Annotated in this window: 26 protein-coding genes and 1 riboswitch; of the genes, 11 read left to right on the forward strand and 15 right to left on the reverse strand. The window is 44.2% G+C overall.

Annotated features, from left to right (window positions below):
* Positions 1-44: 44 nt before the first annotated feature.
* From R2B72_RS09210 to R2B72_RS09220, 3 genes are all read right to left on the reverse strand, one after another.
* Positions 45-1,163, reverse strand: a complete 1,119-nt coding sequence (locus tag R2B72_RS09210; protein ID WP_318616185.1) for a DUF2812 domain-containing protein — start codon at positions 1,161-1,163, stop codon at positions 45-47.
* Complete coding sequence (locus R2B72_RS09215) at positions 1,160-1,489, reverse strand: PadR family transcriptional regulator (protein WP_318616186.1); 330 nt, start codon at positions 1,487-1,489, stop codon at positions 1,160-1,162. Before R2B72_RS09215 ends, R2B72_RS09210 begins: the two co-directional genes overlap by 4 nt.
* Positions 1,490-1,632: 143 nt before the next feature.
* Entirely contained in the window at positions 1,633-1,821 is a 189-nt protein-coding gene (locus tag R2B72_RS09220; protein ID WP_318616187.1) for a hypothetical protein, read from the reverse strand.
* A 175-nt stretch (positions 1,822-1,996) separates the two neighbouring features.
* On the opposite strand from R2B72_RS09220, the gene R2B72_RS09225 reads away from it, so the two are divergent.
* A complete protein-coding gene (locus R2B72_RS09225) occupies positions 1,997-2,389 on the forward strand; it encodes a thiol-disulfide oxidoreductase DCC family protein (protein ID WP_318616188.1) in 393 nt (130 codons plus the stop codon).
* A 91-nt stretch (positions 2,390-2,480) separates the two neighbouring features.
* Here the strand turns inward: R2B72_RS09225 and R2B72_RS09230 are convergent, their stop codons facing one another.
* Positions 2,481-2,837, reverse strand: coding sequence for a DUF779 domain-containing protein (locus R2B72_RS09230; protein WP_318616189.1), 357 nt, complete (start codon positions 2,835-2,837; stop codon positions 2,481-2,483).
* Between the two features lie 86 nt (positions 2,838-2,923).
* Here R2B72_RS09230 and R2B72_RS09235 point away from each other — a divergent pair, with 86 nt between their 5' ends.
* A complete protein-coding gene (locus tag R2B72_RS09235) occupies positions 2,924-3,061 on the forward strand; it encodes a hypothetical protein (RefSeq protein ID WP_318616191.1) in 138 nt (45 codons plus the stop codon).
* Between the two features lie 77 nt (positions 3,062-3,138).
* Here the strand turns inward: R2B72_RS09235 and adh are convergent, their stop codons facing one another.
* Entirely contained in the window at positions 3,139-4,680 is a 1,542-nt protein-coding gene (gene adh, locus R2B72_RS09240) for an aldehyde dehydrogenase (protein WP_318616192.1), read from the reverse strand.
* A 297-nt stretch (positions 4,681-4,977) separates the two neighbouring features.
* Here adh and R2B72_RS09245 point away from each other — a divergent pair, with 297 nt between their 5' ends.
* From R2B72_RS09245 to R2B72_RS09260, 4 genes are all read left to right on the forward strand, one after another.
* Positions 4,978-6,204, forward strand: a complete 1,227-nt coding sequence (locus tag R2B72_RS09245) for a S1C family serine protease (RefSeq protein WP_318616193.1) — start codon at positions 4,978-4,980, stop codon at positions 6,202-6,204.
* 112 nt (positions 6,205-6,316) lie between these two features.
* Positions 6,317-7,021, forward strand: a complete 705-nt coding sequence (locus tag R2B72_RS09250; protein ID WP_318616194.1) for a response regulator transcription factor — start codon at positions 6,317-6,319, stop codon at positions 7,019-7,021.
* On the forward strand, positions 7,018-8,427 hold the full coding sequence (locus R2B72_RS09255; RefSeq protein ID WP_318616195.1) for a HAMP domain-containing sensor histidine kinase: 1,410 nt from the start codon (positions 7,018-7,020) through the stop codon (positions 8,425-8,427). Before R2B72_RS09250 ends, R2B72_RS09255 begins: the two co-directional genes overlap by 4 nt.
* A gap of 69 nt (positions 8,428-8,496) precedes the next feature.
* Positions 8,497-9,369 (forward strand): peptidylprolyl isomerase, encoded by an 873-nt coding sequence (locus tag R2B72_RS09260; protein WP_318616196.1) that lies wholly within the window; start codon positions 8,497-8,499, stop codon positions 9,367-9,369.
* Between the two features lie 62 nt (positions 9,370-9,431).
* On the opposite strand, the gene glpK is transcribed toward R2B72_RS09260, so the two are convergent.
* The 8 genes from glpK to R2B72_RS09300 all read right to left on the reverse strand — a co-directional run bounded on the left by glpK (position 9,432) and on the right by R2B72_RS09300 (position 18,116).
* On the reverse strand, positions 9,432-10,925 hold the full coding sequence (gene glpK / locus R2B72_RS09265) for a glycerol kinase GlpK (RefSeq protein ID WP_318616197.1): 1,494 nt from the start codon (positions 10,923-10,925) through the stop codon (positions 9,432-9,434).
* A 30-nt stretch (positions 10,926-10,955) separates the two neighbouring features.
* Positions 10,956-11,786, reverse strand: coding sequence for an MIP/aquaporin family protein (locus R2B72_RS09270; RefSeq protein WP_318616199.1), 831 nt, complete (start codon positions 11,784-11,786; stop codon positions 10,956-10,958).
* Between the two features lie 184 nt (positions 11,787-11,970).
* The gene (locus R2B72_RS09275) at positions 11,971-12,540 is read right to left on the reverse strand and encodes a glycerol-3-phosphate responsive antiterminator (protein WP_318616200.1); all 570 of its coding nucleotides are present in this window, start codon (positions 12,538-12,540) and stop codon (positions 11,971-11,973) included.
* Between the two features lie 26 nt (positions 12,541-12,566).
* Positions 12,567-14,216, reverse strand: a complete 1,650-nt coding sequence (locus R2B72_RS09280; RefSeq protein WP_318616201.1) for a glycerol-3-phosphate dehydrogenase/oxidase — start codon at positions 14,214-14,216, stop codon at positions 12,567-12,569.
* A 218-nt stretch (positions 14,217-14,434) separates the two neighbouring features.
* Positions 14,435-15,109: an NAD(P)H:quinone oxidoreductase gene (wrbA, locus tag R2B72_RS09285; RefSeq protein ID WP_318616203.1), complete on the reverse strand. Its 675-nt coding sequence runs from the start codon at positions 15,107-15,109 to the stop codon at positions 14,435-14,437.
* A gap of 27 nt (positions 15,110-15,136) precedes the next feature.
* Positions 15,137-15,748, reverse strand: coding sequence for an alpha/beta hydrolase (locus R2B72_RS09290; RefSeq protein ID WP_318616204.1), 612 nt, complete (start codon positions 15,746-15,748; stop codon positions 15,137-15,139).
* A gap of 231 nt (positions 15,749-15,979) precedes the next feature.
* Positions 15,980-17,173, reverse strand: coding sequence for a DUF3238 domain-containing protein (locus R2B72_RS09295; RefSeq protein ID WP_318616205.1), 1,194 nt, complete (start codon positions 17,171-17,173; stop codon positions 15,980-15,982).
* A gap of 64 nt (positions 17,174-17,237) precedes the next feature.
* Positions 17,238-18,116 carry a DMT family transporter gene (locus R2B72_RS09300; protein WP_412177818.1) on the reverse strand — a complete coding sequence of 293 codons (879 nt, stop codon included), beginning with the start codon at positions 18,114-18,116 and terminating at the stop codon, positions 17,238-17,240.
* Between the two features lie 137 nt (positions 18,117-18,253).
* A riboswitch (TPP riboswitch) is annotated at positions 18,254-18,360 on the forward strand.
* Between the two features lie 159 nt (positions 18,361-18,519).
* Here R2B72_RS09300 and tenA point away from each other — a divergent pair.
* The 5 genes from tenA to thiW are packed head-to-tail and all read left to right on the forward strand — an operon-like array spanning position 18,520 to position 21,916.
* Positions 18,520-19,209: a thiaminase II gene (tenA, locus tag R2B72_RS09305; RefSeq protein ID WP_318616207.1), complete on the forward strand. Its 690-nt coding sequence runs from the start codon at positions 18,520-18,522 to the stop codon at positions 19,207-19,209.
* Entirely contained in the window at positions 19,206-19,949 is a 744-nt protein-coding gene (thiM, locus tag R2B72_RS09310; RefSeq protein WP_318616208.1) for a hydroxyethylthiazole kinase, read from the forward strand. Before tenA ends, thiM begins: the two co-directional genes overlap by 4 nt.
* The gene (thiD, locus tag R2B72_RS09315) at positions 19,946-20,782 is read left to right on the forward strand and encodes a bifunctional hydroxymethylpyrimidine kinase/phosphomethylpyrimidine kinase (protein WP_318616209.1); all 837 of its coding nucleotides are present in this window, start codon (positions 19,946-19,948) and stop codon (positions 20,780-20,782) included. Before thiM ends, thiD begins: the two co-directional genes overlap by 4 nt.
* Positions 20,775-21,428 carry a thiamine phosphate synthase gene (thiE, locus tag R2B72_RS09320; protein ID WP_318616210.1) on the forward strand — a complete coding sequence of 218 codons (654 nt, stop codon included), beginning with the start codon at positions 20,775-20,777 and terminating at the stop codon, positions 21,426-21,428. The genes thiD and thiE overlap by 8 nt, the downstream gene beginning before the upstream one ends.
* Positions 21,425-21,916 (forward strand): energy coupling factor transporter S component ThiW, encoded by a 492-nt coding sequence (gene thiW, locus R2B72_RS09325; protein WP_318616212.1) that lies wholly within the window; start codon positions 21,425-21,427, stop codon positions 21,914-21,916. Before thiE ends, thiW begins: the two co-directional genes overlap by 4 nt.
* A gap of 242 nt (positions 21,917-22,158) precedes the next feature.
* Here the strand turns inward: thiW and R2B72_RS09330 are convergent, their stop codons facing one another.
* Entirely contained in the window at positions 22,159-23,763 is a 1,605-nt protein-coding gene (locus tag R2B72_RS09330) for an amidohydrolase (protein WP_318616213.1), read from the reverse strand.
* A 4-nt stretch (positions 23,764-23,767) separates the two neighbouring features.
* Entirely contained in the window at positions 23,768-25,105 is a 1,338-nt protein-coding gene (brnQ, locus tag R2B72_RS09335; protein ID WP_318616214.1) for a branched-chain amino acid transport system II carrier protein, read from the reverse strand.
* Positions 25,106-25,222 lie beyond the last annotated feature (117 nt).

Below are 25,222 nucleotides of genomic sequence, written 5' to 3' on the forward strand. Positions count from 1 at the left end.
ACGGGCGAGCAACTAGAGCGAAAAGAAAATGCTTTGACCTGCGATTAAGCTTTTCGCATTCTAATAGCATATTTCAACGTGCGAGCCATATTTAATAGGTGAAATACAAATGCCACGACCAACAAACCTACTAGAATCCCGCCATACAATGTCCAGCCATTTCCCTGATACATTGAATAGTTAGCCGAAAGAGTAAATAAAGTAAGTACAATTAAATACACAAAAAATGTAACTGCAGATAGCACTACTTTTCGAACTTGTGCTTTCTTTTCCTTAGAATCATAGGTAAATCGTGGATAGTCAGCCCCTTCGTCATACGGTTTTGCCCATAAAGAATATTTCGTGAATGAATAAGGAGAAGTGTATTTCAGCTGCCAACCCGCACTTTTATGAACATCGAAGTAAGAGGGAGCTGTTTTCAATTGATAATCAAAAACATACGATACACGTTTTGGTGTACCTTTTTCAAAGACAAATCTGAGGCCCGGTTGCCCAACCCGGACAAGATGATTTCCTTCCGCCGCCATTTCAGCCAACCAGCTTTCCAGTATATCTGGGGCATACATCCAACCAAACTTCCATTTGGTAAATGTTTCACCAACCGACTCCTTCACATCCACAGCCCCGCCAAAAAACTTCTTCTCAAAGCCCCTTAGCTTTTGATTAATAAAAACAGCAAGACCCATGACGATTAATATCTGCACGAAAAAAACGACTGTCACTGACCAAAATGGGCTAGGTTCAACTGTTGTAGCACCCTTTATTACCATCAATAGAGTGATGAGCATCATAAGTAGTGGCATAACATAGAAGAAAGCTAATCCAGTCAACACATAGAAGTGTATTCGATTCCTTTTCAGTACGCCTTCACGTGATGGAAAAATACTTACTTCCTCGGATTTATTTTTCATGAACTTCCACTTTTTCTTCGATAGTGTTCCTTCCCACCCCGCCTCTTCTAACTTTCGAGGAAACGCACTCTGCGATTTGTCATAGACAACTTGAAAGTGAGCGATTTCAGCGGCCGCTTGATCAAATGTAAACATTCTTGTCATTCGATTTACATCCGTCAAGTTATTCCCCTTTGCCGCCATTTCTTTCAGCCAACACTCTGTCTTTTCCACATCATAACTCCAAAGTGGTCGCCATTTTTTTATCGTCAATGAAATTCCCCCTCGTGCTTGATCACATTCGCAAGTAACTCCTTTAATCGTGCCATCTCATGTCGCATTAGTGCTTTCCCGACATCCGTAATTTCATAAATCGTTTTGCGCTTTTCATCTGCGTAGACCGTAATAACTTCATCACGTTGCATTTTGGTCAGCGTACCGTAAATCGTTCCAGATCCAAGTACCAGTCGTCCTTCTGTTAATTCTTCCACATGCTTAATAATCCCGTAGCCATGGCGTGGTTCAATTAGTGACAACAAAATATAGAATGCCGTCTCCGTCATCGGGCTATATGATTTAATCACTTTTTCTATTTTCAAGCGGAATCACATCCGTTCTGTATACTACTATGTCACAACTCGACTATATCACGTCGTGATATAGTGAGTCAATAATATTCTGACAACTTAATCACTCTAGTTATTTCCAAACAAAAATCCCCACATCTCTGCGGGGATTACGATTATTGGTAGTCACGTGGCAGCTCTTCTGCGCCGAAGTCGCCCCGTTCTCGCCATTTTTTCTCGACTGGCTCGTCTTCTTCAAAACGTTCGTAAATGGGGGCGCCTTCAGCAATCATTCTCATGGAATCGATGAAATCTCGGTTATGCCGTAGCTCCACCTCTACTGGATCAATAGGTAAGCGTTCCATATCCATCATCCTCCTCTACATATTAACCGTGGCTACATGCGGTGGAAAATAACTCACTTACTTGACTCTCTCTATTATTATACTAAATTTTCTGTCTAATGTAAATGCTTGCGCCTATATTATGTAATTATTTGTCCAACAAGGCTATACTACCTATATAGAGGGAGGTCGTCCTATGAAGCGTATCGTATTATTTGACGGCGTTTGTAATTTTTGTGATTCGAGTGTGCAATTTATCATTAAACGTGACCCTGCTGCCCATTTTCTTTTCACTTCATTGCAAAGTGACAAAGGAATGGAGCTAGTAAAGCAATATGCTATACCAGCGGATGTTGATAGCTTGGTGTTAATCGAAAACGGCAAAGTGTTTACAAAATCCTCCGCGGCACTGCGCATCGCCAAAAAGCTAGATGGTCTATGGCATCTATTTTTCTTATTCATCCTTGTACCAAGCACAATCCGTGACATCTTTTACGACTACTTCGCGAAAAATCGCTACAAGTGGTTTGGCAAAAAGGAAGACGCTTGCACGCTGCCATCGCCCGACATTCGCAAAAGATTTATCTAATACTTTCATAGCGTTATCACCGTCCGCGTCTTTTCAGACAATAAAAAGTGGCTATCTCGTCAATCCAAACGAGACAGCCACTTTTGTTCTTTCACACCTGTAACTCCTTATTTTCGTCCGCAGTAAACGCCCGTGATCTTGTCAAAAAGCGTTTACCTTCAACCCCTTCGAGCGAAAACATACCACCACGGCCATCGACGACGTCAATGATAAGCTGCGTATGCTTCCAATACTCAAACTGGTTTTTATGCATATAAAACGGAGTCCCTCCAATTTGTCCAAGAAGAATGTCTTGATCACCAATAATGAGTTCTCCGTCTGGATAACACATCGGCGACGAGCCATCACAGCAACCGCCCGATTGGTGAAACATAAGCGGACCGTGTTTCTTTCTTAAAAAATCAATGAGTTCAAGTGCAGCGTCCGTTGCAAGCACTCGTTCAGTCATCCACACTTTCCTCCTATCCAATCAAATACGCCTCAGCGTATTTGCGTCCAGATTATTTCGAACTTGAGGCCTACAGGAGGTAGGTTATGCAGTGGGGAAGGATTGAACTACATCCTTCCTTGTTGCGAATCGAACAGCGAAGGGTTCGATTTGCCTTAATTTCTGCGTTCTTCGCAGAAATTAAGGCACTTTCAGGACGTCGCGCACTTAGACTGCCTTCTTAAGCTCCTTTGAAAATCTGTGACATCCGCCGGAGGCTTTAACTGAATTTCTGCCGGGGGTGAGCCCCGGCTGGATTAAGTTAAAAGAAACCTAACTTATTTTCACTATAACTAACAAGCATATTTTTCGTCTGCTGATAATGGTTCAACATCATCAGGTGATTTTCACGGCCGACGCCGGACGCTTTGTAACCACCGAATGCAGCATGCGCTGGATAAGCATGATAACAGTTCGTCCACACACGACCTGCTTGAATACCGCGACCAAAGCGGTACGCTGTATTCATATCACGCGTCCACACACCTGAACCTAAGCCATATAATGTATCATTGGCAATTTCAAGCGCTTCTTCTTTCGTTTTGAACGTTGTCACGGACACGACAGGGCCAAAAATCTCTTCTTGGAAAATCCGCATTTTATTGTTGCCTTTAAAGACAGTTGGTTTGACGTAATAGCCGCCCTCCAACTCGCCTTCCAGCTTATTTTGCTCCCCACCAATTAGGCATTCTGCGCCTTCTTGTTTGCCGATATCCAAGTATGACAGGATTTTCTCCAACTGTTCCGTCGATGCCTGCGCGCCCATCATAACCGTCGGATCTAGCGGATTACCCACTTTAATCGCTTTTACTCGTTCGAGTGCACGCTCCATGAATTTATCGTAAATCGATTCTTGAATTAAGGCACGTGATGGGCATGTACATACTTCCCCTTGGTTCAAAGCAAACAGTACAAACCCTTCGACAGCTTTATCTAAAAACGAATCGTCTTCGTCCATGATGTCTTCGAAGAAGATGTTTGGTGATTTACCACCGAGCTCAAGCGTAACTGGAATGGCCGTTTGTGAAGCATATTGCATGATGAGTCGACCCGTTGTTGTCTCACCTGTAAACGCAATTTTGCCAATACGTGGGCTCGATGCAAGCGGCTTCCCTGCTTCCAAACCGAAACCATTTACAATATTGACAACACCTGCCGGCAGCAAGTCTTCAATTAATTCCATCAACACCAAAATAGATGCAGGTGTCTGTTCCGCTGGCTTCAACACGACGCAGTTTCCTGCCGCAAGTGCCGGTGCCAGTTTCCACACTGCCATTAAAATCGGGAAGTTCCACGGAATAATTTGTCCAACAACACCAATCGGCTCATGGAAATGGTACGCCACTGTGTCGTTATCAATTTGGCTAACTCCGCCTTCTTGAGCACGAATTGCACCTGCGAAATAACGGAAATGGTCAATGGCTAGCGGCAAGTCCGCATTCAACGTTTCCCGGACTGCTTTACCATTTTCCCACGTTTCTGCAACTGCTAGCATTTCTAGGTTTTGCTCTATACGATCGGCAATTTTCAATAAAATATTGGAGCGTTCCGTAACAGACGTTTTCCCCCAATCGTCTTTCGCGGCATGTGCAGCATCCAGTGCAAGCTCAACATCTTCTGCAGTCGAACGGGCTACTTGCGTAAATACCTTGCCCGTTACTGGAGTCGGATTGTCAAAGTATTGACCGTTTACTGGAGCTGTCCATTTTCCGCCTATAAAGTTGTCATAACGTTTCTTGAAATTCACCTTCGCGCCTTCAGTGTTCGGAAAAGCATAAACTAGATTTTCTACTGCTTGAACCATTCTCCATTCCCCCTTGTATGATGAACTTTTTACACCCCGCTACTATACGCTGCAAGCTCCGACTGTATGCCCCCTCATAACAATGCCGAAATTAATGTATCCGCTTACATTTTTAACGAAATAAAAAAGTAGCTTGCCCTTTGACTCTATCAAACGGTATCAGATAATTCAATCACTTTATTTCGCAGTAATTCGACAAGCCATTCACATCTTCATCAATTGTTAACTTCCCGGTAATAATTTGTTCATATTTACCTTTTAGAATAAAGGTAATCAGATTATACGGGAGGAATTCATATGGACAATGAATTAGAAACAGTACAAGAGACAAAAGTAGAAACTGTACAAGAAATTGTGAAAGCGCCTAAGAAAAAAAGTGCATCAGCCAAACGATTGTTATCGACCATTGGAGCGGGTGTCATTGGATCAGTACTAACATTGGGCGTTGTCGCAAATACCGATATTTTACAGGCAAGCCCTCAAGGAACAATACCGGTGACTGCACCTAGCACTCCTTATAACGTGCAGCAAACAACCGTAAAAAATCCAGCTTCACTGGCAGACATGGTTGAGCAAGCATCCAGTGCAATTGTCGGTATCGTCAATTACAAAAGCTCTGGCAATCGCTTCGCCCAAAACACGGAAGCAGTGAAAAGCGGAACAGGCTCGGGTGTCATTTACAAGATTGAGGGCGACAAAGCTTATATCGTCACCAACAATCACGTCATCGATGGAGGAGAAAAGCTTGAAATTTCACTAGAAAGTGGAGATAAAACAACCGCGGAACTTGTCGGCAAAGACGCGCTGAGCGATTTGGCGGTCCTCACCATTGATGCGAAGTATGCAAAATCAGTACTCGAATTCGGCAACTCTGACCAGTTGCGTGCAGGAGATGCAGTCGTTGCAATCGGTAACCCACTTGGACTTGATTTTTCAGGTACTGTAACACAAGGGATTGTCAGCGCCGTCAATCGGGCCATTAATGTTCATACATCAGCCGGCGAATGGGAAATGAACGTCATTCAAACAGATGCGGCCATTAACCCCGGAAACAGCGGTGGTGCACTACTGAATTCAGCTGGGCAAGTCATCGGCATTAACAGTTTGAAAATTTCTGAAAGCGGCGTTGAAGGACTCGGCTTCGCTATTCCGAGTAACGAAGTCATACCGCTTATTGAAGAAATGACATTGCACGGGCAAGTTGAACGTCCGTACATCGGTATCGGACTTGCTGATCTGGCACAAGTACCCCCTATGTACTTGCAACATCTTCCGCAAGAAGTAAAAGGCGGCGTGATGGTCGCCAGCGTCGATCCATTATCAGCCGCCGGCAAGACTGGACTTGCAGTAGAAGACGTCATCACCGCTATCAATGGCACTGACATCACTAGCCCAACAGAACTACGCAAGTTTTTATATTCACAATTAAAGGTTGGCGATACCGCTACATTTACGGTTTACCGCGGTGCGCAATTAAAAACAATCGATGTTACACTGACTAGCAATAAAACAACTACTGAATAATCACTAAACAAAGACCTTTGCCCCCCAAAGCAAAGGTCTTTCCAGTTGCATATTTTCTCTTTTCAATTTACCTTGAATATAGCTACTATTTAACGAAAGGAGATGCGACCCATTGAAAATCTTAGTAATTGAAGACAATGAAAGTGTCTCCTCGATGATTGAACTGTTTTTTTCAAAGGAAGGCATCGAAGGGGAATTCGTGAAAGATGGTCTTGAAGGCTATCGCCGCGCAAGTGAGGCGCATTGGGACTGCTTAATCGTCGATTGGATGCTGCCCGGAATGGATGGCGTGTCCATTTGCCGAAAATTAAGGCAAGAACAATACGCGGGTCCGATTATAATGTTGACGGCGAAAGACAGCGAGTCAGACCAAGTACTCGGACTCGAAATGGGTGCGGACGATTATGTCACAAAACCTTTTAGTCCACTCGCTCTGATGGCGCGCATTAAAGCCGTGACACGCAGGTATTCGCCAAAGCAAGTCATTGAACACCAAAAAGAAGGCATCATTGAGACTGCACACTTTACAATCAATCACAACACACGCGAAGTACTATTAGACGGCAAGCCCGTCCTTAATTTAACACCAAAAGAATTTGATTTACTGTCCCATTTTGCCCAACATCCGAAACAAGTCTTTTCACGAGAGCAATTATTAGACAATGTTTGGGGCTATGATTTCTACGGCGATGACCGTACTGTCGATGTTCATATTAAGCGACTTCGCACAAAAATCGCCACAGACGGACAGCCTTTTTTCCATACTGTATGGGGTGTTGGGTATCGGTTTGATGAAACAATAGGTGAATCTAAGTGAAAATCAAATACTTCTATCAACAACTGACAAGCCATGTCAGCGTCATCCTTATCGCCTTCTTAATTTTAAGCGTACTGTTCTCTCATTACGTCGAACAATTTGTCTATGACAATAAAACTGAGGAACTCGCGACGTATGGGCAGACAATTTTACATGACCTTGATCGCAATCCACGTTATTCAACAAATACCCTGCAAGTGTATGAACATGTGCTAAACGGTCGAGACATTCAATACATTTTATTCGATGAACAATCTGCTATCATTTATTCAACCGAGCTAAAAGCACCGGTCATTGGGTTATTGAGTGAAGATGAATGGCAGGAGATTAAAAACGGCAAAACCGTCACGGTCAAACAAGACTTCAAGCGATTCAACGAAGCCGTCACATTCGTCCTGCTTCCCTATGTCCAAAACAATCAATTTGTCGGCGGGATTCTGCTGACATCCCCTATTAAAGGCTCACGGGAAGTGATTTCACAGATGAATACCTATCTACTATTCACAATGGTACTTGCATTGGCGGTCGCTCTATTACTCAGCTGGATCTTATCGAATTTCCACGGCAAACGCATCAAAAGGCTACGTGAAGCTACTTCACTTGTTGCACAAGGGGATTACTCCGTGCGTATTCCTTCTGCCAATGTCGATGAGATCGGTGAACTGGCTGAAGACTTCAACAAAATGGTCGAGAAATTAAATGTGTCAATGGAAGAAATCCAAAGCCTGGAAAACCGACGTCGCCAGTTCATGGCAGACGTTTCCCACGAATTACGGACACCACTAACAACCATTCGCGGCATTATCGAAGGCATGAGAAATGACATGATATCGGAATCAGAAAAAGAAAAAGGCTTCCAGCTTGCCAGCAATGAAACGATGCGACTGATCCGCCTGGTCAATGAAAACCTGGATTACGAAAAAATTCGTTCTAACCAAATTACATTGTTCAAACAAGATATGCAACTCGTTGAACTGCTAGAGATTATTAAAGACCAGCTCGAAGGTGTCGCAGCTGAAAAGCACAATCACATCCTTGTCGATGTTGAACCTGATGTAATTGTGCATGCCGATTACGATCGGCTCACCCAGATTTTGATTAACATCACGAAAAACAGTATTCAATTTACCGACAATGGATCCATCTATTTGCGCGGCTATGTGCGGGATGATATGACCATTATCGAAATTGAAGATACCGGCATTGGCATTGACCCGGATGATATTGAAAAAATATGGGGTCGGTTTTATAAGGCGATTGTGTCGAGGACTACGAATCCATACGGAGAATTCGGACTCGGTTTATCCATCGTCAAACAGCTTGTCACTCTGCATAACGGGACGATTAACGTGTCCAGTGAACAAGGTAAAGGTACAAAATTTACAATTCTCATACCTAATTATTAGCCCTCCGTAATAATTTGTTCATATTTACAATGTACCATGAGGGTAATCAATGATTTTGGAGGAGAATACATGACTAAGAAATGGCTATTCCCGCTAGTAATTGCCGTCATCCTTGTGATGGCAACGGGGTGTTCAAAAGAAAAAGAAGAAATCGTAGCAACTGTTGGCGGTGAAAAAATCACCAAAGAGGAATTGTACGACACGCTTGTCAAAGCGTCTGGACAACAAGCTCTCGATGCAATGATTGAAGATAAAGTGATTGCAATGGAATTGAAAAAAGAAAAAGTAACCGTTTCTGATGAAGAAGTAGAAGCTGAGTTTGCAACGCATGTCGAAAGTAACGGTGGAGAAGAAGCCTTTGCCACAGCGTTAGAACAAAGCGGCATCACCGAAAAGGACTTCAAAGACAGCATTACTGAATATTTATCTATCCGAAAAGTCGTTGAACCACGCATCGAAATCACAGACGAGGATATCAAAGCCTATTTCGATGAAAATAAGGAAACGCTTAGCACTGAAGACCAAGTTGAAGCCAGTCATATTTTAGTGAAAGATGAAGCAACAGCGAAAGAAGTTGCGAAAAAACTAGCCGATGGTGAAGATTTTGTAGCACTTGCCAAGGAATATTCGATGGATACAGCAAACGCTTCAAAAGGCGGAGAATTAGGCTATTTTGGGCGCGGTAAAATGGTTGCTGAATTTGAAGAAGCTGCATTTTCAATGGAGATTGGTGCAGTGAGCGAACCTGTGAAAACAGAACATGGTTACCACATCATTCACGTCACCGATAAAAAAGCAGCAAAAGAAGCTGTTTATGAAGATAGTAAAGAAGACATCAAAAAGCTATTGATTGAAGAACAAATGCAGACCGAGTATGTTAATTGGTTGGATGAAGTGAAAGCGGATTATGATATTAAGAATATGTTGTTGGGGAATAAGTGAAGAGTGGAACGGAAAAGCCGAAATGGCTTTTCCGTTTTTTTTGCGTCGCAGTCATAGTAAACCTATTTATAAGCCATCGTTGCACGAACGGCTTTTTGCCAGCCGCCATAAATTTCTTCACGTACTTCTTGCTCCATTCCCGGCTGGAACTGTTGATCAAGATGCCAATGCTTTGCGATTTCAGAACGGTCCTTCCAGAATCCAACAGCCAAACCTGCCAAATAAGCCGCACCTAATGCCGTTGTTTCATTAATGACCGGGCGTTCCACTGGCACATTCAACAGATCACTTTGGAACTGCATTAAGAAATTATTCGCGACAGCGCCGCCGTCTACACGCAATGCTTTCAATGTAATCCCTGAATCTGCCTCCATTGCATCCAGCACATCTTTTGTCTGATAAGCCAGTGATTCCAAAGTTGCCCGAACGAAATGTTCCTTCGACGTGCCTCTCGTTAATCCAAAAACAGCTCCTCTGACATCACTGTCCCAGTACGGTGCGCCTAGCCCAACAAATGCCGGCACTACATAAACACCTTCCGTTGAATCTACTCGATCTGCATAGCGTTCGCTATCTGCAGAATCTCTGAACATCCGTAGCCCATCCCGAAGCCATTGAATTGCTGAACCCGCCACAAAGATACTACCTTCGAGCGCATATTCCACTTTGCCGTCAATTCCCCATGCCAGCGTCGTCAACAAGCCATGCTCAGACTTCACTGCTTTTTCACCTGTATTCATTAGCATGAAACAGCCTGTTCCGTATGTGTTTTTCACCATACCACTATCAAAGCACGCCTGACCGAACAACGCGGCTTGCTGATCGCCTGCAATTCCCGCGATAGGCGCTGCGTGACCAAAGAACAAATCGCTATCTGTATGCGCATAGATTTCAGAGGAAGGGCGAACTTCAGGAAGCATGGATGCCGGCACACCTAACATATCTAGTAATTCCTGATCCCATTGCAAGTCGTAAATATTGTACATTAATGTTCTCGAAGCATTGGAATAGTCCGTCACATGCGTCTTACCGCCAGATAATTTCCAAACCAACCATGTATCAATCGTGCCAAATAATAGATCGCCTCGCTCCGCTCTTTCTCTCGCACCTTCTACATTATCCAAAATCCATTTGACCTTGGTGCCTGAAAAATAAGCGTCAATGAGCAAGCCCGTCTTATCGCGAACCATGTCATCATAGCCCTGCGCTTTTAGCTCTTCACAAATATCGGCAGTTTGTCTTGATTGCCAAACAATAGCATTGTAAACTGGATCCCCTGTATGTTTATCCCAGACAACAGTCGTCTCACGCTGGTTTGTAATACCGATGCCCGCAATTTGATTGGCATTGATATTTTTCTCTGACAATACGCCTGCAATTACGGCTAAAATCGAACTCCATATTTCGTCTGCCCGATGTTCAACCCAACCTGATTGTGGGAAATACTGCGTAAACTCCTGTTGAGACGAATGAAAAATCTCTCCTTTTTGATCAAATAAAATAGCCCGTGAGCTCGTTGTTCCTTGGTCAAGTGCTAATATATATTTTTCAGTCATGTTAGATTCCCCCAAATTCTATTTTTAATGTTATGCGCTCTTGGCAACTCTTTGTTTCACAACTACTTCTTCCTCTTTTTTAAGCGTTAATTGTGCGCCTAACAGAACTACCAATGCAACGGCCCCAACTACCCAAAATGCAACACTATTGACGCCTATGAAAACTTGTTGATAGAATAGTGCACCGAACGTACCGCCAAGAATTGGACCTACGATAGGTACCCATGCGTAACTCCAGTCGGATGAACCTTTACCGGCAATCGGCAAGAAGAAATGTGCAATTCTTGGTCCTAAATCACGTGCTGGATTAATAGCATAGCCAGTTGTTCCACCGAGTGACATGCCAATTGCAACAATAAGTGCACCAACAATTAACGGATTCAATCCTTCTGTAAACTCATTCGCACCAATCATCAAAAGACCTAATAGCAAGACAAACGTCCCAATCATTTCACTCGTTAAATTTGATAATGGATGGCGAATCGCAGGTGATGTCGCAAACACAGCTAGTTTCGCACCTTGATCCTCCGTCTTTTTCCAGTGAGGTAAGTATTGGAAGTAAATAATCACTGACCCCAGAATAGCCCCAATAATCTGTGCAAGTATATAGTTTGGAACATCAGCCCATGGAAATTCTCCGATAGACGCCAAGCCAAGTGTTACCGCTGGATTCAAATGGGCGCCACTAAAATTCCCAACTGCGTAAACTCCCATCGTCACAGCAAGTCCCCAGCCAAGCGTAATGACAATCCAGCCAGCACCTTCTGCCTTCGAATCCTTCATCAATACACCACCGACTACACCCGCCCCAAAGATGATTAAAATCATTGTACCGATCAATTCCCCTAAAAATGGTGTCATTCTCTCTTCCTCCTTTTCTGGTAAGCGGTTACATGTGGTATCATAAAAAAATCCACATTTAAACATCCGCATTGTGCGGGATGAATAAATGTGGACCTCAATGCTCAACCACTTCTTATTAACCTATCCATATCTTAGTAAAGATTCAAACTATTGTCAATACATTTTGAAAAATAAATTAATATTAAGATTGGCTGTCGTTTTTAAAAGCTGCCCAAAGCTGCTGATTGGATGTTGTCACAGCTTTCGCCCCTGCGTCCAATGCCGCATGAACATGCTCTTCTGAACGAATCAGTCCCCCGCTAATAATCGAAATACCCGTTCTTTCATGTACTTCACTAATAATTTGAGGAATCACACCTGGAAGAATTTCAATATAGTCCGGTTTCGTCCGTTCAATGAGCGAATAACTCTTTTCCAAAGCGATTGTATCCAATAAAAACATCCTTTGAATCGCAATGATCCCTTTGGCCTTTGCTTTCATAAGCATATTCGACCGAGTAGAAATAATACCCGCTGGTCGAATATCATTACAAAGAAACTCCGCGGCATAATCATCCGTTTTTAACCCTTGAATTAAATCCGCATGAATAATAATCTTTTTCCCATAGCGATCTGCTTCATTTTTTATCGTTTTGAGATTACTAATATGCACTTCCAACAAGACTATATATTCATATGGGCTGTTAAGCAATGCTTCAAGTTGCTTCAAATTACGCAAAGCCGGTAAAATTTTTTGTTTATGAAAAGGCATAATATTCTCACTCCCCTTTCGAACAATTATAACTCGACCGCAGTCGTCGCACATACAATTTCCTGCTGTAATTCTTCTTCATAACGTGTCTGCTGATCCTCAGTCCAGCCAAAAATCGTAGCCATTTCAGCCATCACTTGCTCTTTCCACTTTAAAACAGTATAGATATCGAATAGTAATGCACCCGTCCTTCTGATAAAAAAATCAGTCGGTTTAACAGCCATTTCATGGTGAATTGCATACATTAATTGAGCATATAAAACCGGGGGTAATGTCGTATCATTGTCCGCCAAATGGCCAAACACAGCATCGACATTAGAACCATACATCTTCGCCAACTTGAGGCCTTGGTGTTCATTCAATCCTAAACGCCGCGCTTGCTTATTCTTCGCATATAAAAATTGTTGCAACTTTGCAGAACCACCCACATCACCACCCGAAATCGGGAAGTTTTTTGTGATGCATGGACCAAATGGCTTGTCGTCCGTTGCGTTCAATTTTTCAACAACCATTCCTACAACCGTTTCCGCCATTTTACGATAACCCGTTAATTTCCCGCCTGCAATGGTGATTAAACCTGTATCTGATTGCCAAATCTCATCTTTCCGGGAAATTTCAGAAGGATTTTTACCCTCTTCGTGAATAAGCGGACGAATCCCTGCCCATCCTGACTCAATATCTTTTTCAGTAATTTGTAACTCCGGGAACATATAGTGAATCGCGCCCATGACATACGCACGATCCTCTGCCGTAATCTTGATCGTCGCACGGCTTGCATCGTAAAATGTATCCGTCGTCCCTACATACGTTTTGCCATCCCGCGGAATCGCAAATACCATGCGTTTGTCAGGTGTATCGAAATAGACTGCCTGCTGTAAAGGGAAAGCAGATTGGTCAAATACCAAGTGGACCCCTTTGGATAAAACCAAGTGCTTCTCGCTCTTAGACCCGTCAATTTCTCGTACATCATCCACCCATGGCCCCGTCGCATTAACAACTGTTTTTGCCTGAACAGACACGGTTTTGTCCGTCAGCATATCTTTTATATCAGCACCCACTACTTGCTTTTTTTCGTCGTAAATAAACTGCGCCGCCTTAGCATAATTCGTAATGACTGCACCATTTTCCGCCGCCGACTTGATCACTTCTATCGTCAAACGCGCATCGTCCGTGCGGTATTCCACATAGACACCGCCACCGAGTAAGCCATCCTTTTTGACAATCGGCACTTTACGAACTGTCTCTTCTAGTGACAGCATCGTTCTACGCTCCCGCTTCTTCACGCCTGCTAAAAAGTCATAGACTCGTAGTCCTAATGACGTCGATAGCTTACCGAAAGTACCCCCTTTATGAAACGGTAGTAGCATCCATTCAGGCGTTGTCACATGAGGACCGTTTTCGTACACAATCGCCCGCTCTTTGCCGAGCTCCGCCACTTCCTTAATTTCAAACTGCTTCAAATAGCGCAATCCGCCATGCACCAATTTAGTCGAACGACTTGACGTACCAGATGCAAAATCCTGCATCTCCACAAGTGCCACCTTCAATCCACGCGTTGCCGCGTCTAAAGCAATACCTGCACCCGTAATTCCCCCGCCAATGACGAGTAAATCGAATGGCTCACCTGCCATTTTTTCAAACGTAGATTGTCTCTCTAAAGCTGAAAATGTACCCATATTCATCTTCTCCCTTTTGTAATTTTTCCATGAAAAAGAGACCTGAACACACCACTGCATATTCGCAATAATGTCGTCAGGTCTCTCATTAGCTCAAACCGAATCTATTAACTTAATTGTAGTCTATCATATACAGATCATTTTGTGAACTTTTTTACTTTGAATGAATTATAGCTAAACTCAAAAAGCCAACCCATCACAGGTCGGCTTTCCATGTATTACGCGTTGAAATGTGTCATCGCTTCGGCAACTTTTACTGTCCGTTTCGCTTGGTGATGAACAGCCGCTTTAATCGCCACTTCGTCCTCGATAATTTTTCCATCTTGACCAACTGTTACGCTAGTTCCATATGGATTGCCGCCAGCTGCAAATGTAGCTGGATCTGTGAATCCTGGTGCTGCAACAACTGCGCCCCAATGGTACATCGTTGTGTAAAGAGATAGGATGGTTGCTTCTTGTCCACCGTGTGGATTTCCAGCAGAAGTCATTGCACTTACCGCTTTATTGGCAAGCTTGCCTTGGTACCAATAGCCACCCAATGTATCCACGAAGGCTTGGAATTGGCTAGCAACGTTTCCGAAACGCGTCGGTACGCTAAAGATGATCGCGTCTGCCCACTCAAGATCGTCACCTGTCGCAACAGGAACGTCTTTTGTTGCTTCAACATTCGCTTTCCAGTTTGGCGTTGCATCAATGACAGCTTGCGGAGCTGTTTCTGCTACTTTCACTAATCTTACTTCAGAACCTGCTTCTTTTGCTGCTTCCGCTGCCCATTGCGCCAACTGATAGTTTGTACCGCCCGAGCTGTAATAGACGATTGCTGTTTTTACGTTTGTCGTCTTGCCCATCTCCTTTTCCGTCATCTTGCCAAACAGTCTGTATAAGTAACCCATAAATTATTCACCGTTTCTTTTGTACTTTTAATTTCCAAACTTCGCGTTATACCATTCTGACGCCGCATCGACTTCTGTACGCGTCAACGAATGGCCATTCATCTCCCAATGGATAGCCGTTTCCGCTCCTACACCCGTTAGCAACTCATCCAAATCCTCCGACTCTTTCGCCGGACACATCGGATCATTTTTCCCTGCGGCAATAAACACCTGAACTCCAGCTAAATCTGGTAAATCAATACCACGTCTTGGCACCATCGGATGGTGGAGAATCGCACCTCTCAAAGCACCTGCATAATGGAACAACAAGCTTGCCGCAATGTTTGCCCCGTTCGAATAACCGACTGCAATGATATTAGTCCTATCAAAACCATATTCTGCTGCAGCTTCAATAAGAAATTCGTTCAATTCCTTCGTACGGAAAATTAAATCTTCCTCATCGAAAACACCTTCTGCTAATCTACGGAAAAAGCGCGGCATACCGTTTTCAAGGACATTCCCTCGAACACTTAATACCGAGGCTTCCGGGTCGATTAAATCGGCAAGTGGTAATAAATCATTTTCCGTCCCACCTGTACCATGAAGCATTAGCAACACCGGCTTCGAAGCATTCGTTCCTTGTTTGAATATATGTTTCATCTAATAGCCCCCTATTTTAGATACAATAAAACTATCTCGAATTCAAGGAAACTTTATCAAAGAGAATTAGCATTGTCAAAGAGGTTGGCTCGCCAACTAAAAGTTGGCGTACTAGTTTTGTGACATTACACTATCAGTTTGGCGATTTGCCATGACAATTCTTGACGTTGCTCTTACGGTTTAAACATTTGCCATGACAGTCCAGCTTTTCCACTGACAGTCCATAGTTCTTCATCCAAAACTCGAACAACGCCAGTATTGCCAGGCGATAACTGGTGACATCCAGGCGAGGCCTTTACTTTCTGCCTGGTGAATCGGCAGCCACTCATTGCCTTCTCCACGTATCATATAAACTTCGTGATGCGGTGCTTGGTCATGGTAGCCGGTCATATCAAACGTACCATCTTGCCGCAGTACCGCCTGCACTTCATAGTCTATTTTCGGTGCAGGTGTGAGAGGATTACCGACTGCATGTGTGATAAAAAATCCAGATTCCTCTTGCTTATGATCCAAACGCTTCAAGACAATACCCTCATGAGAGGCGGTTGCTTGTTCACGAAATTGCTTCAAACGATTATAAGCAATCGTCGGTCCAACAGCTTTCGTGAACGTCAACGGAGTGCCAATCTGATCATATGCAAGCTCAATATGGACACGGGTTCGAAAACCTTCTCCATGCACATCAAACCCTCTGTCATCCCCTTTAAAATAATGGTTCCACGCCAATACATTCGGATTCGTCACCCATCGATCTGCCAAAAAAGTTGTATAGCGGAATTGCCATCTATCCACATTCGGGCGGCGTATCCGATCTTGAACTGGCACCAACAATTCTCGCGGCTTAGCAATCCATTTCGACATTTCAAACACCTCGACCGCCGCCTTTTCTTTCGACGAAGCCGGATTGACTAGACCAAAAGCAGTTGAAAATATGGACTTACTGACATTAAATCGATCTTCCGACTGGGCTAGTGTACGCTTTGAGCGAATCGTATAACGGTAGGTTTCATCCAACGAAATATCCCGGTCCACGTAACAATTATTGTTGACCGTTGTCAGATACATATCATTACGAAACACGTCATAGTCCTCAACTTCACTCATTTCCTCCCACGACAAGGCGATTTGCGTCTTTGCAACAATCGTTGTCATGACAAGTGATTGAAGTGGGTTGTCCTTATTCTTCTGTTCAGCAAACGCCGATGTTTGCAACGCAATCACATCGACAACTTCCCCATTTTCTACGCGCTCAATCGCATATGTAAAGAGCTTTGCATGCTTAATATCACCATCACTAAACTCCGGTACAGTCCCCTCGTATACATGCTCCTCGTCCTTATAAACATGATAGATTCCTCCAACATCATTCCATGTGAATGAAATAACATCTTCCTGATGCACAACGGTTTTTATTTCAAAAAGCACCGGATTCACCTCCCTCATGATAAGTGTGAGGTACTTTATCCTCAGTTAAACATGGGGGCAAAATTCAAACTGTTTTACTTTCTCCTCCGATAATTGTATAGACAATCCCTCCGAAAATAAGAAAGATGCCCATAGTTTGCAGACCAGAAGGATGGAAATCTAAAATAATCGTATCAAGTAAAATGGCAACAACCGGGTCGACAAATACCAAGGCAGAGATGACAACTGTTGCTAATTTCCGGAGGCTATTGAAAAACAAATAATAAACAAATCCCGTATGTATTAAGCCCGTCCCAATGATGTATAGCCAGTTTGAATCGCTTAACCCTACGAATACAGTGAAGTTCATAAACGGAAATAACATCAAAATGCCAATCGAAGTTTGAACAAACGTCATTGCATACGCACTTAGCCCCGTAATCTCTTTCCCAATTAACATCGTCATTGCATAGCACACAGCTGAAAGAATAGCCCAGCCAAAACCCGAACCAACGAATTCTGTCAGCGAAGTGAAACTTCGTATACCGATAATGAAGACACTTCCTAGAAAACAAGTGATAATCGCCAGCAATGCTGTCACTGTCATCTTTTCTTTCAAAAATAAGCTGCCTATGATTAGTACAAAAATCGGTGCTAAATTATAAAGAGTGATAGCAACTGTAATGGACATTTCTTCGAATGCCTTGAATAAAAACACCCAATTCAACACTAAAAAGACACCACAAATAATCGTTTGCACAACTTCCCGTTTTTTCCAAACCTCCACTTTTTGTTGACCTGTGACGATCCAGCAGAAGCTTAAAAAAAGCGTGGCGCAAATACAACGAACAAATACTAATTCCACCGCAGGAATCCCAGTCTTTCCCGTGAAGAATCCAATTGAACCGAAAATTGCCATCGCCAGCGTCATTTGTAGCATCGGAACACCATTCAAATTGATCACCCTATACTTTATTAATAGTTTCATAATACTCTAAAAACAATATGTTTAACAAACTTATTTTAAAATGGTAACGAAAAATAATTTGTATCTTGTCAATTATCAATTTCATGTTATAGTTGTGATGAAAATAGAATATTTTTTGCCACTAGGGGAGTCTTGTAAAAGGCTGAGACGCATATAAATATGCGGACCCTTGGAACCTGATCTGGATCATACCAGCGTAGGGAAGTGGGACCGCGCTGTTTTTTATTGACCAAACCATCGTGGGCCGCTTCCTGATTGCAATCGGGAGGCGGCCTTTTTAATTTTATTCAGCGGGAATTCAAACCCCGCCGAATAGTGACCCAAAGCCTTCGGCGGATGTCACAGATTTTCAAAATTAGAGATACGAGGAGTGGGCAGGATGACGTTTTGTGAAGAAGTACGGTCGGAATGTGATGCGTTATGGCAAGGAAGCTTTGACCATCCATTTGTCAAAGGAGTTGCGGACGGCACGTTGCCGCTAGATGTGTTTAAGTTTTATGTGCAACAGGATTCTTATTATTTGTCCCATTTTGCAAAAATCCAAGCGCTTGGTGCTGTGAAGGCCAACAATTTGAAGACGACACAGCGTTTTGCGGTACATGCAGAGCAGACATGTAGTGCCGAAATGTCCTTGCACAAGTCATTTTTCACCATGCTAAAGGTAACTGAAGAGGAACAAGCCTCGTTTCAGCCTGCACCGACAGCCTATCAATACGTTTCGCATATGTATCGCGTAGCTCACGAAGGTGATTTAGCGGATATCCTTGCTGCGTTGCTACCCTGTTACTGGTTGTATTACGAAATTGGCGAACGACTAAAAGACGCTAAACCGAATCACCCCGTTTACGATAAATGGATTCAAACATACGGTTCTGAATGGTTTGAAGGGCTTGTACAAGAACAAATTTCCCGGATGAATGAACTGGCGGAAGCTGTTTCACCAGAGAGACGCCAGCAGCTAAAAGAACATTTCCATAAGAGTAGCTATTATGAATGGCAGTTCTGGGAAATGGCCTGGACGAAACAACAGTGGGCCATTCACTCATACGAGGGAGTGGTGAGCAAATGATCCAACAATTACGAACAGAACAACCACTCGTGCACTGCATCACCAATATTGTCGTTGCCAACTTCCAAGCGAACGGCCTGCTAGCACTCGGCGCATCACCCGTTATGGCAGATGCCGTAGAGGAAGCGGCTGAAATCGCTAGCATCTCGTCTTGTACCGTGTTAAATATTGGCACACTAAAACGAGAAACCGTAAAAGCAATGCTACTTGCAGGGAAAAGTGCTAATCAATATGGCAAACCTGTCATTCTCGATCCTGTCGGGGCTGGAGCAACCGCATTCCGCAAAGAATCCGTTTTAGGGATTTTAGATGAAGTCGATGTGACGCTCATCCGTTGTAATGCAGGAGAACTAGCCGCCATTGCAGGCGTGAAATGGGAAGCAAAAGGCGTCGATGCAGGTCAGGGAGATGCGGATTTAGCCACACTTGCGGAGGAAGTGGCACGTAGACACCACTGTATCGTCGCCGTTACTGGCGTAGTCGATATTGTAACTGACGGCAACAAAACGCTTCACATTAGAGGCGGGCATCCACTGATGGCTAAGATTACAGGTGCCGGCTGCCTACTAAGTGCAGTCGCAGGTGCATTTTTGGCTGTCGCGAATGAAAATCAGATAGATGCGGTGGCAAGTGCATGTACTTTTTATAAGAGGGCTGGACAACGGGCTGCCGAAAAATCTGAAGGCCCTGGTGATTTTCAAGTTCAGTTTTTGAACGCCCTTGGAGGTGAAGTGGAATGACAGCCATCGCTTTAACAGTAGCAGGGTCCGATAGTGGAGGTGGGGCAGGCATTCAAGCTGACTTGAAGACATTTCAAGAGTTAGGCGTCTTCGGCACCTCTGCACTAACGGCTGTAACAGCACAAAACACACTAGGTGTACACGGGGTTTATCCAATTGAGGCGGCGGGCGTGACCGCACAAATGCGAGCAGTACTAGACGATTTCAACGTTGGAGCAGTGAAAAGCGGCATGCTATTTTCCGCGGACATCATTCGTGCGGTGGCAGAAACGCTGCAATCTTACAGTACGCCAACGCTCATTATTGATCCCGTTATGATTGCCAAAGGCGGTGCTTCCCTTTTATTAGAGGAGGCTGTAGATGCGTTGAAAACATTTTTGATTCCAATGGCTTCTGTCATCACACCTAATATTCCAGAAGCAGAAGTGCTAGCGGGCATGACAATCGAATCGGATGTAGATGTTGAGGAAGCCGCAAATCGTATTTTACAGTTGGGCGCAGGAGCTGTCGTGATGAAAGGCGGTCATCGGCAAGGAGTCCACTTTGCGGAGGATTTATTTTTATCGGCAGATGGCGAACGCCTTGCCCTTCGCTCCGAATGGATCCACACCCAAAATACACACGGCACCGGCTGTACATTTTCTGCGGCGATCACCGCTGGGATTGCACTAGGCATGCCCATTTCTGAAGCAGTCGTCGATGCCAAACGGTTTATCCAAGCAGCGATTACTGACGGTTTAACGCTCGGCACGGCAGGACATGGACCGACTAATCATTGGGCATATAGACAAAGGAGTGAAGCAACACGAAAGGAGACTGTTTTCATTGATTAAGCAACAACTACAATTGTATTTCATCATGGGTAGCGTCAATACAGGGGCGTCTAAGCCACTAGAAGTATTGGAAGCGGCTCTGCAGGGTGGCGTGACCTGTTTTCAATTAAGGGAAAAAGGTCCAGGTGCTTTAATTGGAGATGAAAAACAAGCATTTGCAGTAGCTTGTCAGACACTTTGTCGGCACTTCAACGTACCCTTTATCGTCAATGATGACGTGGAGTTAGCAATAGCCATTGATGCAGATGGCGTGCATGTTGGGCAAGACGATGAAATGGCAGCAATAGTACGGGATCGAATTGGCAAAGACAAGATACTAGGCGTTTCCGTGCACAACGAGTCGGAAATGTTGGCGGCTATCGAAGTGGGTGCAGATTATGTGGGAATGGGACCCATCTATGCAACGTCATCTAAAGCAGATGCAAAACCTGTCAGCGGGACTGCTTTCATTCGAGAGATGAGCCGCCTTTACCCTGCCATGCCAATTGTCGGTATCGGCGGTATTACGATTGCTAACTTTAAACCGGTCTTAGAAGCAGGTGCTTCAGGCGTCTCAATCATTTCAGCCATCGCTTCAACCATTGACCCCTATATCGCAGCTCGCCGTTTCAAAATTGCATTAAACAAGGAGGTTATTTCATCATGACAACTAAAAAAATGGTTATTATGACAATGTTCGTCGCCATTGCAGTTGCAGGTTCCACATTCGTATCATTCCCGGCAGGTATTGCACGCGCCTATCCTATTCAACATGCCGTCAATGTCATTGCTGCTATTATGCTCGGACCAGTTCCAGCTGTCATTATCGCTTTTGTGACAGGACTCGTTCGGATACTCACCGGTACAGGCTCACTGCTCGCATTTCCAGGTGGCATGATTGGCGCATTCCTTGCAGGTATGTTGTATAAGCAGTTCGGCAAAACATGGCTGGCAGCTGTTGGAGAAGTCATCGGGACAGGCGTTATCGCCTCACTTATTGCGGTGCCTTACGCAAAAATACTGATGGGTACCACAATGACCGCCTTCTTCTTCGTACCACCATTTCTCGTATCCAGTATAAGTGGTGCAATGCTTGGTTTAGTACTTGTTGTACGATTGCAGAATACAAAGGTTAGCGGTAGGATTATGGGATAGTTGTGTGATTTTACACAGACGTTTCTAATTCGGAAAAATGCCCAGGAGTGGTTGCATAGACTACTAGCGGGAATCAGAATAGCGTTCTCTTGCACAAAGCACTCTATCGAAGTCCAGGTATTAATCAGTTTCCCGAAATACTTCTTTTATTTTATCCAATACGAAAACCACTCTGCATCACAGAGTGGTTTTTCAATCTTTTAGATGGACCATAACACTTGTTTTAGTCTGCTAGAAACTACTTAAGTTATCATCTGATACACAACTTCTCCATCCATGTACGTTTCATACACAGATACGTCCCCGATTTCCTCCTCAGGTATGGTGAACAAATCACGGTCAAGCACAGCAAAATTGGCTTTAAACCCCGTTTTCAGCATCCCTTGACGTTCCAGTCCACAAACAGCTGCCGCTTCTCGCGTATAGAGTGCAACTGCCGTTTCTACATCAATACATTCCGACTGTCCCGTATCCACCCCATTGTATGCCGTACGTGTCACGGCCGACTGAATACCTGCAAATGGGTTGACCGGATCTGCCCAAGACGTTGCAGGGGCGTCTGATGATAACGCCGTCTGAATACCACGCTCTAAAAATGTTTTGATTGGATAAGATGACTCGGTTCGGCCTTCTCCTAAGTTCGTTAAATAACTCTCGATTTCTGCGAACAAAAAGATCGACTGCGGCACAAAGGCAATCCCTGTCTGTTGGGCAATTGCCAGTGCTCGTTCCGTAGGCATTGCTGCATGCTCGATTCGGATGGATGGTTTGCCTTCCAGCCAAGGCTTACGATCTGCAAACGTCTCTGTAATCAAGTCAATCGCATTGTCGCCCATTGCATGAACGGCAAGCTGGATGCCATAGCGTTCAGCAAGATCCGCGGCTTCCGTCAGCTCTTCGCGAGTCGTCGTCGCAATCCCATGCTCATCTCGGCTTCCTTTAAACGGTTCAGATACCCACGCTGTACGCCCAGACACGCTGCCATCCGAGAACAACTTGATACCACCGATTCGGATGGATGCCTCATGATTGATACACGTAGCAGCATCAAGTTTCTTGAATTCATCCAACGTGTAATACATGACTGTGTCATGATTGAATCCAAGGCTACGTGCCTCCTCATACATCTCCAAATAATCATATGTCCCGTCATGTAACGCCATCATTTCCGTCACAGCAGTAATCCCGTGCGTCACTAGGTCATTGCCTGTTTCGACAAGTATTTTTGCAGTTTCAGTTTGCGTCAATTTCGGCATGTGGTCTTTTACAGCTTTCTGGGCAGGAATTTCACGTATAATGCCCGTCAGGTCGCCGTTTTCATCCCGCTCGAACTGGCCACCTTTCGGATCCGGTGTGTTCCGGTCAATGCCTGCTATTTCAAGTGCCTTGCTGTTGACCGAAATAATATGTGCACATGTTCGCGTCACGACAACCGGTGAATCCGAGCATGCTTCATCCAAATCATGACGATTTGGCGCACGTCCTTCGATAAGTTTGCCTTCGTCATAGCCCCAGCTTTCAATCCAGTCCCCTGCCTGCTGCTCACCTCGACGCTCTCGAATTCGCTCTTTTAGTTCTTCTATAGAATTTGTGACAGGTGCCATACACGGAATCTGCTTAGCGAAATCCGCTACGTATACGGGGTGCAAATGAGCATCGACGATTCCCGGAATGACTGTCCTACCTTCTAAATTCATGCCACCTTCCAAAGAAAACGGTAGAGCAGAATGGTTACCAATCCATTCAACAACTCCATCTTTCACACTAAATGCGTCTGCATATAACGCATCCGGATTTGCTGTAAAAATCTTTGCATTGTAGAAAACTGTACGTTTTGTCTGTATCATGATGTCACCTTCCGCTATCTGTAGTTGTTTCGTCAGAGACTGTTTGCTCAGAAACCTGCTTTCTCCCGCCCCAGTAAAAATCCAATGCCCATCCGACAGCACCGCCCACAATTGCCGGAACTAGCCAAGAAAATCCGCTTGTACCAAACGGTAAAAACCCGAGCGTTTTTAGAATGAATGCATCACCAATTCCAAACCCTGCAAGCGTCTCAAATGCACTAACAAGAAACGTCATGAGGATCGCTCCTCTGTAAATACCTGCATACAGGATGACCTTATGGAATACACCGAGCAGGACGAGTACAATGGCAATCGGATACAGCAATGTGAAAATCCATATCGTATAGTTAATAATCTTCTCTACGCCCAACGTACCCACAGATGCAGATACGATACAAATGATGGCTACCCAAGGCGTGTAAGTAATACGATGATTGACAAGTTTCGTTAAGAACTCCGCGATAACTGCAACAACACCGATTGTTGATGTTAGGCAAGCAAGTGCAATAACGACGGCTAGTACAGCAGACCCGCCACCACCAAGAAGGCGGCCAATTAATTCTTTCACAAGCATAGTGCTTTCAATATCCGCTGGAAGCTGTCCACTTGCACCTGCACTAATATATAGCAGACCTCCATATACAATTAGAAGTCCTGCTCCAGCAATGACAATTGACTTGAGCGCAATTTTTTTCGCTTCTTTACCCTTATAGCCATAATGCCGGATTGCAAGGAGAAAGATTGGGGCACATAGAATACCTGTAATGACATCCCCAGTCTGATACGCATTGACAAATGCCTTCGAAAAAGCCTGCGTAATTCCCGTGTCTGTCGGAGTACCCAATGGAGAAAAAATACCTTTGCCAACAATGAATAAAAGAAGAAGCACCATTACCGGCGTCAAATACTTGCCGATTCGGTCGATGACATTAGACTCGTCTTTGGCAAAGAAAAACGCAATGGCGAAAAATAGGATAATCGTCACTACAGGAGGTGTACCTGGTAATAACGCCGCCGTTCCGAGTTCATGGGTAGTTGCCGCCATCCGTGGAATTGTAACAAACACACCAATACCCACCATCAGCAGTAAATTAAACACTGTGTAAAACCAAGGACTAATCGGATTGGTCAAGTTCTCAAACTTGCCGTCAGCCTGCAAAATTGCAAACACAGCAAGTAGGGGAAGCACGATACCAGTTACAGAGAATCCGAGTAAAGAGGAAATCCACTCTGATCCACTTGCAAGCCCAATGGAAGGTGGAAAAATCAGATTTCCGGCACCGAAGTAAAGTGCAAATAATGCAAAACCTAAAATAAATGTATGGGATACCTGTCGACTCATAATGTACACTCCTTTGAAATCGCTTACAGTTTGTAGTAAGAATATTTGATACAATTCACTATATACTCATAAAGCCAACTAAAAAAGAGGGGAAAATTTTCCCCTCCCCCGTAAAAA

It is taken from the genome of Sporosarcina sp. YIM B06819 (genome assembly GCF_033485175.1).
Lineage (GTDB): Bacteria > Bacillota > Bacilli > Bacillales_A > Planococcaceae > Sporosarcina.

What these genes read in the sequence shown, in the direction of transcription:
- thiW (WP_318616212.1), top strand. Translation starts at nt 21,425, where the DNA reads ATGACAACTAAAAAAATGGTTATTATGACAATGTTCGTCGCCATTGCA.
- glpK (WP_318616197.1), bottom strand. Translation starts at nt 10,925, where the DNA reads ATGACTGAAAAATATATATTAGCACTTGACCAAGGAACAACGAGCTCA.
- brnQ (WP_318616214.1), bottom strand. Translation starts at nt 25,105, where the DNA reads ATGAGTCGACAGGTATCCCATACATTTATTTTAGGTTTTGCATTATTT.
- R2B72_RS09330 (WP_318616213.1), bottom strand. Translation starts at nt 23,763, where the DNA reads ATGATACAGACAAAACGTACAGTTTTCTACAATGCAAAGATTTTTACA.
- adh (WP_318616192.1), bottom strand. Translation starts at nt 4,680, where the DNA reads ATGGTTCAAGCAGTAGAAAATCTAGTTTATGCTTTTCCGAACACTGAA.
- R2B72_RS09260 (WP_318616196.1), top strand. Translation starts at nt 8,497, where the DNA reads ATGACTAAGAAATGGCTATTCCCGCTAGTAATTGCCGTCATCCTTGTG.
- R2B72_RS09280 (WP_318616201.1), bottom strand. Translation starts at nt 14,216, where the DNA reads ATGGGTACATTTTCAGCTTTAGAGAGACAATCTACGTTTGAAAAAATG.
- tenA (WP_318616207.1), top strand. Translation starts at nt 18,520, where the DNA reads ATGACGTTTTGTGAAGAAGTACGGTCGGAATGTGATGCGTTATGGCAA.
- R2B72_RS09220 (WP_318616187.1), bottom strand. Translation starts at nt 1,821, where the DNA reads ATGGAACGCTTACCTATTGATCCAGTAGAGGTGGAGCTACGGCATAAC.
- R2B72_RS09245 (WP_318616193.1), top strand. Translation starts at nt 4,978, where the DNA reads ATGGACAATGAATTAGAAACAGTACAAGAGACAAAAGTAGAAACTGTA.
- thiD (WP_318616209.1), top strand. Translation starts at nt 19,946, where the DNA reads ATGACAGCCATCGCTTTAACAGTAGCAGGGTCCGATAGTGGAGGTGGG.
- R2B72_RS09235 (WP_318616191.1), top strand. Translation starts at nt 2,924, where the DNA reads ATGCAGTGGGGAAGGATTGAACTACATCCTTCCTTGTTGCGAATCGAA.
- R2B72_RS09270 (WP_318616199.1), bottom strand. Translation starts at nt 11,786, where the DNA reads ATGACACCATTTTTAGGGGAATTGATCGGTACAATGATTTTAATCATC.
- R2B72_RS09290 (WP_318616204.1), bottom strand. Translation starts at nt 15,748, where the DNA reads ATGAAACATATATTCAAACAAGGAACGAATGCTTCGAAGCCGGTGTTG.
- thiM (WP_318616208.1), top strand. Translation starts at nt 19,206, where the DNA reads ATGATCCAACAATTACGAACAGAACAACCACTCGTGCACTGCATCACC.
- R2B72_RS09230 (WP_318616189.1), bottom strand. Translation starts at nt 2,837, where the DNA reads ATGACTGAACGAGTGCTTGCAACGGACGCTGCACTTGAACTCATTGAT.
- R2B72_RS09225 (WP_318616188.1), top strand. Translation starts at nt 1,997, where the DNA reads ATGAAGCGTATCGTATTATTTGACGGCGTTTGTAATTTTTGTGATTCG.
- wrbA (WP_318616203.1), bottom strand. Translation starts at nt 15,109, where the DNA reads ATGGGTTACTTATACAGACTGTTTGGCAAGATGACGGAAAAGGAGATG.
- R2B72_RS09275 (WP_318616200.1), bottom strand. Translation starts at nt 12,540, where the DNA reads ATGCCTTTTCATAAACAAAAAATTTTACCGGCTTTGCGTAATTTGAAG.